7 protein-coding genes are annotated in these 6,319 nt (G+C 48.0%); 1 reads left to right on the top strand and 6 read right to left on the bottom strand.

Annotated elements, in window-relative coordinates; genetic code table 11:
- Positions 1 to 97: 97 nt before the first annotated feature.
- The 5 genes from K6Y21_RS03630 to radC all read right to left on the bottom strand — a co-directional run bounded on the left by K6Y21_RS03630 (position 98) and on the right by radC (position 2,709).
- A complete protein-coding gene (locus K6Y21_RS03630; RefSeq protein WP_233070378.1) occupies positions 98 to 520 on the bottom strand; it encodes a lecithin retinol acyltransferase family protein in 423 nt (140 codons plus the stop codon).
- A gap of 18 nt (positions 521 to 538) precedes the next feature.
- Complete coding sequence (locus K6Y21_RS03625) at positions 539 to 1,099, bottom strand: tyrosine-type recombinase/integrase (protein ID WP_233070377.1); 561 nt, start codon at positions 1,097 to 1,099, stop codon at positions 539 to 541.
- Positions 1,100 to 1,302: 203 nt separating this feature from the next.
- Positions 1,303 to 1,740 (bottom strand): DUF2787 domain-containing protein, encoded by a 438-nt coding sequence (locus K6Y21_RS03620; RefSeq protein WP_233070376.1) that lies wholly within the window; start codon positions 1,738 to 1,740, stop codon positions 1,303 to 1,305.
- A gap of 49 nt (positions 1,741 to 1,789) precedes the next feature.
- Positions 1,790 to 2,245: a DUF2787 family protein gene (locus K6Y21_RS03615; protein ID WP_233070375.1), complete on the bottom strand. Its 456-nt coding sequence runs from the start codon at positions 2,243 to 2,245 to the stop codon at positions 1,790 to 1,792.
- On the bottom strand, positions 2,242 to 2,709 hold the full coding sequence (gene radC / locus K6Y21_RS03610; protein WP_233070374.1) for a RadC family protein: 468 nt from the start codon (positions 2,707 to 2,709) through the stop codon (positions 2,242 to 2,244). The genes K6Y21_RS03615 and radC overlap by 4 nt, the downstream gene beginning before the upstream one ends.
- A 188-nt stretch (positions 2,710 to 2,897) precedes the next feature.
- Between radC and K6Y21_RS03605 the strand changes: the two genes are divergently transcribed.
- A complete protein-coding gene (locus K6Y21_RS03605) occupies positions 2,898 to 3,074 on the top strand; it encodes an AlpA family transcriptional regulator (RefSeq protein ID WP_233070373.1) in 177 nt (58 codons plus the stop codon).
- 120 nt (positions 3,075 to 3,194) lie between these two features.
- On the opposite strand, the gene K6Y21_RS03600 is transcribed toward K6Y21_RS03605, so the two are convergent.
- Positions 3,195 to 6,317: a UvrD-helicase domain-containing protein gene (locus K6Y21_RS03600; RefSeq protein WP_233070372.1), complete on the bottom strand. Its 3,123-nt coding sequence runs from the start codon at positions 6,315 to 6,317 to the stop codon at positions 3,195 to 3,197.
- Positions 6,318 to 6,319 lie beyond the last annotated feature (2 nt).

Raw genomic sequence — 6,319 nt, 5'->3', positions numbered from 1 at the left:
GATACAGGGCTAACATACCAGCCCAATATTCACGTTTATCTTGTTGATTCATAGCGCCTCCCTTGAAAAGAAGCACTATGACAAATGTGGCTGTGACTTAGTATGTGTGGTTAATTAAGCGCTTACGCCCAAGAAGCCCTGCACGAGCCGCGATATGAGCGCCTACGTGATAGTTATCCGCCACTTGTGCTGAAGTGAGGTGATCATCTAAGCAATAGTTAACGAAGTGCTCACAGTTGTTGGAAAGGACATTGTACCCGCTGTAGCCTAGTTTGCTCTGAGCCTTATCGATTGCACGTCTGGGGCAGTTAGCGTGACGTTTAACGTTGATAGGACCGCCACCACTGAAATCATCGAGCAACTCACAGATGACCTCATCAAGATGAGCATTAAAGTGGATAACCTCTCCTTCGCCAATATAGAGACCGTGATGCTTTGCATTGCCGTAGCGAGCAAATTGTTCGCTGGTGTTATTGCTGATATCGACCACGAGGTGATCGCCAGGTTGTAAGTGTTCCATGATAGAAACCTCTCTTAGTTACAGTTCGAGGGACACGAAGTCTTTGTCGACTTCATCTTGGGTGATACCGATGTAGCGAAGCGTCACGCCCTCAGAGGTGTGGCGTAGCATCTTCATTACTCGTCCAAGATCTTTGGTTGATTGATAGAGGAAATATCCTCGTGTTTTGCGCATGGAGTGGGTACCTAGCGCAATGTTGAGTTCTTGCCCGACTTGCTGAAACGCCATCGACACCGCACGCCGAGAGATCGGCTGCGGAGCCCTATGCTTTAGTTGTTGGCATCGATGCGATTGAAATAGGTAAACATGGTTAGGGTGTCTTTCCCGAACCTTGGCAATGTGTTCACGTGCTTTGGTGTTCAGTGGGATATTGGCCAACTTACCGGTTTTGCTTTCACGGATGATAAGCCTGTCATCGTGGATATCTTCAAACCGAATCGAGAGCAAATCGGAAATCCGAAGAGCTAGGTTCAAACCAATATGCCAAACGTCTGCCATTTGCGGATTGCAGCGTATACTTAGAAGGTGACCTATCAGACGGATAGTATCGTCATCCTTTATTGCTTGGACCTCAGCCATAGTCTGCTTCCTTTTTTGTCTGTAGAAGAGTGTTTTGGGAAGCACAGAGAGACCGACATCGCCAAACCCTTATGTAGCAAGGGCTTCAAGCTTCCCGTTTTACCAATATGGGAAGCAGCGACATCAGTGCTCACGTGTGCCAGTGAATGTGGTTTTTGACGTGGTTCTAGGTTGGTTTGTTGTCGTGATGGTTGAGCGGGGATTTAGTGGCTACTGACTTTGATTTCGTCGTAGGCGTCCATATCGACATAAGCGACAAAGTTGCTTTGCCACAATCCGTACAGTTCCGCCATTAAGGGTTCACGTATACTTTGCCATCCCCCGTAGCGAGAAAATGCCATTCCATTACCAATATCAAAATCGACATCTCTCTCCAGCTCTGGATAAGGGCCGTCGCAATAACTAAAGTCGGTAATGTACAAAATGGAATAGTGCGTCTCTTCCACTTTTTGCATTGCTATCTCGACAGGGTGAAAACCACCATTAGCAGCGCTGTAGCTTTTATCACGAAAATTGAGCGTGATGTAATTACCTAAGTCTTGAGGGTGAAGGTTTAGCGCTTGGGCCAGGCATTTTTGAAACTCCTTCGATACTGGTAAGCATGTAGGGGCGAAACTGAATATTGATGTTTTTACAGGCATAGGACCTCCTAGCACCCTACAACGGCACTTTGTTTGGTGTGGAATGGGTTTAAGCTGTGGTACGGGCTGATTGGTTGATTGTTGAGATAGCGAAAGAATCAAAACCGCCAGTGCGGAAGACCTTCATCAGTGCGCGCTGCCATGAATGGAACAGCGCTATCACTTCCGGTCGGTTCAGTTCACACCTCTCAATATCAGGTTGATAAAACCATTGGTTATTGAAGTTAAAATAGAGTTCGACCTCCAATTCCGAGCTTGAGTCGTCAGGAAACGAAAAGCTGGTCATGGTAGTAATCTTCCAAACTTGGCTATCGTCTAGTCTAGTTAAGTGGATCTCTATAGGGTGAGGTCCACTTTGATTAACGTGATAGTCGGAATGGCGAAAGTTAAGAGCAATCCGTTTTGAGTGCTCGGGAAGGGCGGCTAGGCTCATTGACGCGACTAAATACTGCTGTAGCTCTGGTAATAAAGATACACAGCCATATTTCGCAATAATGCTTCTCATATCCAGCCCCTTTCTGTAAAAGAGACACAATGTTCACCCACCACGATATGATCGAGTACTCGAACATCAATGAGCGACAAGGCATCGCTGAGCCTTGTGGTAATGCGTCTATCAGCGCTCGATGGCTCTGCATCACCACTGGGATGGTTGTGGGCAAATATCACGGCGCCAGCATTGGCGTTAAGCGTTGCTTTAACTACTTCTCTTGGATATACACTTGCCGCATCAATAGTGCCAAAGAACAACTCTTCAAATCGAATTAACTGATGTTGATTATCAAGCAGCATCAGTGCAAACACTTCTCGGTCGTATGACCCTAGTTTGAGTCTTAAATACTCTTTTACGTTATTTGGGTTTGTGAACGTCCCTTCGCGCTTGTACTTCTGCGCAAGAGCCTCTGCTGCCGTTTCAAGTAACTCATTTAAGCTCGATGGCTGGTGGGGTGGGTAGTACGTGCCTCGCATGATATGCCTCCTAAAGTGAACAGTGGTACCGACTCACTTTGATGACATATATCTGAAAGGATTTTGAATGAGGGGGGGATTGATATGCCAGTAGAGACCGGGTGGGATCTTGTGAGCTCTAGAGGAACGTTCTGAGTAAAAATTTAATGGCGGACTCCTGTTATGACGAATAACAAGGAGAACAACCCATGAGATTTTTAAAACTAAAAGAAGTGATGGAAAAGACAGCCCTAAGCCGTTCGGCGATTTACCGCAAAATGAATGACGGAGAGTTTCCAAAGTCTATCAGTTTAGGGGATAGGGCGGTGGCTTGGGTGGAAAGTGAGGTCGATCTGTGGATGGAAGAATGTTTGATGGGGCGCTGAATCGAGGTCATGATTAAATCTAATGATCTAGTTATCACTGGCAGTTTCTCCAAAGCGAGAAACTGCCAGCTTAAGAAGCTGATTTTGATACAAACCAAAATGAAGCTGACTACTTAAAGTTTAAAGCTGTGATACTTCTACAAGCCCACCACTTACCGAGAAATGAACTAACGTGCTAATCACTGGTTTACCTGAAAGAACTTCTAACGCGTCCCGATATGCTTTTAACTGCCCGCTATGCTCTTGCGCTATATCAAGCCATTTATCCTTCGGCTGCGGATTCGATTTGTGGTCAATAACAATCCAGCCATCGTCCGTCTCCACAGCCAGGTCAATTGCCCCTTGTCGAAGGCCACCGTCACTAAGCATCTGCATGATTGGCATCTCCGTGTGGAGAATGGCGTCGGGATACTGGGTTTTGACCCAATCAAACAAAGCCAACCCCTGTTTGAAGATGTGATCGCTTTGCACAACGCCCGGAATCTCGGCCTTAACCAAGTCATTCAAGATCTCGACATCCAAATCAGGCTTTGCGAGAACAAGCGCTAAGCAATGGTGAAGAACAGAGCCAAGCTGATCCATATCGGGTTTGCCGTTGAGTGGAATACGAGTGCCAAAGTCATGCATGACGCTGCAGCTGCTCCGCTTATGAGGTGCTACTTTCGATGCCGGCTGGAAGTAGTCTATGGCTTCTACTTCAGTTAACTGTAGTTGGGGAGCCAACCAGTGACGAGACCTGGTATTAGTCCACGCAGAGGGAACATCCGGTTTGATCCATGTTTGCTTATCAACATTCAGTGTCGCTCCGGAAGATAATGTGAGAAGCCCTTGAGCTGGTGGCAATGCGCTGCTATTGAGCAACTGCAGCCAGTTTCCAACAGCATCCTCTTTTCCAATCGTGGTTAAAATCAGTTGGTCCCGCGCGCGAGTAATACCTACGTAAAGCAATTGAATAGCTTCATTCAATGCTTGCTGTTCAGCCTCTTTCCACTCTTGGGATTGGCTTAACTGAGCGGTTAGAACATCGCTTCCTCGTTGATCAGGAAACGGATTCGGCCAATAACACAAGCTTCGGCCCTGCAACGGTTGCTGCCAATCAAACGGCAACGCTTTGCTGGTAATTCGAGGACCAAATAGAGATACCTTCAAAGGGTTGTCGAGACTATGGCAGATGACAATCGGCCACTCGAGCCCTTTTGATTTGTGGTAGGTGGCGATGGTGATAGCATCACCGGGGTTTGACGCTTGCTTGTCGTCAAAACGCTGCTCTTGATTTTTCAGCCACAAGATGAACCCTGTAGGTGTAGCAGCTAGAAATTGCGCCGAACAATGGCTTTCATAGTCGCTCACTAAGTTGGAAAGCTGGGCCAGGTTGGCAAGTCGATGTTCGGTCAGTTTGGCTCCTTCGTTCCATTGGCAAACCGTATTAGCAACGCCACCAGCCAATATAGCTGTATCCAGGGCTTCTTTGATACTGAACAACCCAACGTTTTCACGCGCGCTGGCCAGCCGCTCTAATGCAGGGTGCGCAGTGTTATTCCATTTCCAAGATTCTTCAGCTGATACTGCAGCTAAACGGCCTTGCAGCCACTGCTCAGGGCCATCCCCCGTATTTAACGTTAGTATTTCCGCGCTTGCTAGAGAGTCTGATGGGTCAATCAAGCGGCGTAGACAGGCCAGAGCCAGGCTGATTTCTGGTGTTTCTACCAGACCAGCTCGCTCTAGTGACACAGGGATGCCGATCCGAGCGCAGTAGCCCGCCAGTTCAGCAGCTTCTGCATTACCGCGACAAAGCACTGCCAAATCACGCCACATTGCTTGGCGGGGTCTCTTCAGCTTTTTATCCCAAACCTCAACCCCAGCCTCAATATGAGCACGAATTCCCTCGGCAAGCGCTGAAAGTGTACGTTCATTGCTCTTACGGCCTTCGTAAGCGAGTGTCCACCAGCCTAACTCTGCGCTGGCCAGCGAATATGAGCTATTCGGCGTCAACTGTACCTGGTCCGGCTTTAAAAGATGGCTAAACGGATCAGTAAAAAGCTCGTTGGTCAGCTCAACTAAACCTGAGCGCGAACGGTAAGAGTTGGAGAGCGTATTGGTTTGCCCGCCACCCTGCTGGACATAATCCAATACATCCAGCGTGAGCTTAGGGTCACTGCCCCGGAATCCATAAATAGCTTGTTTCGCATCTCCAACCATGAGGACATCGTCAACCAGCTCAGATACTTTGGAAAACAAAGCGAGCTGCAAAGGGCTAGTGTCCTGAAACTCATCAATGATCAGGTAGCGGACCTCCTCTTTGAGTCGCTGTTGAACGACAGGATGGTCAATGGCAATAAGAGCCAGATTTTCCTGATCGACAAAGTCAATCAGACCCCGAGACTTCTTGATATCAGCAAAGGCATCCATTGCCTTCTGCGCTGCTTGAAATACTAGAGCAATAAACTCGGTAAGTTCCTGCTGAAAAGCTTGGCACTTAAGCACTTCTAGCCCCATGGACATTGCTTGTGCAAAGATGGGCTCGCCCATTTTGGTTGGTTTGAGCTTGCTCACCCTTACCCAGTTTTGCCACGTTAGAGATTGCTGGCGAAGGATTCGTTGGCAAGCGTCAACAGCACCTAAAAGCCCCTTGGTTGGTTTAACGACCTGCCTGGCCTTTTGCACCGCATCCTCAAGGGCTTGAATGAACGCCGCTTCAGTAACCCCCGGACTAGTAGTAGGAAGATGGCGTTGCAGTGCAGCGATTGAGGTTTGGGCAAACGTATTTACGTCACTGGCCAGCATGGCATTGGTGCGCATCAATTCAATGATTTTAAGCACGTCTGCTCGCCAATCCTCGACGCTAAGGCGGAGACTTAATTGATTGAGGGATTTGATTTCAGCCAAGCTAAGGCAACCATCTAGCGCTTCAGCAAGCACCAGCTGTTTATCTTGATCATCTATTACACGTTGCTCAGGCGAGAGTTCGAGCTCAAAAGCGAAGTCTGAAAGAAGTTGACCGAATACGCTGTGAACAGTCCCGATGCGAGCAGATATTACTCCGGTGGCAAGTTCTAACTTATTGCGACCGATCAACGCTTGGCTGATCCGGCCCTTTAGCTCTTCTGCTGCGTCCTTGGTAAAAGTAACCGCAATGATCTCGCTAGATAACAGATCCCCGCGCTCCAGTTTATCCGCAACATCATGTTCAATACTGTAGGTTTTGCCTGAGCCGGCGCTAGCTTGGGTATAGTGTAAGGTCATGA

Origin of the sequence: Motilimonas eburnea (assembly GCF_021295345.1) — a bacterium.
GTDB lineage: Bacteria > Pseudomonadota > Gammaproteobacteria > Enterobacterales > CBDFNC01 > Motilimonas > Motilimonas eburnea.
This window is presented reverse-complemented; position numbering and strand designations above follow the sequence as displayed.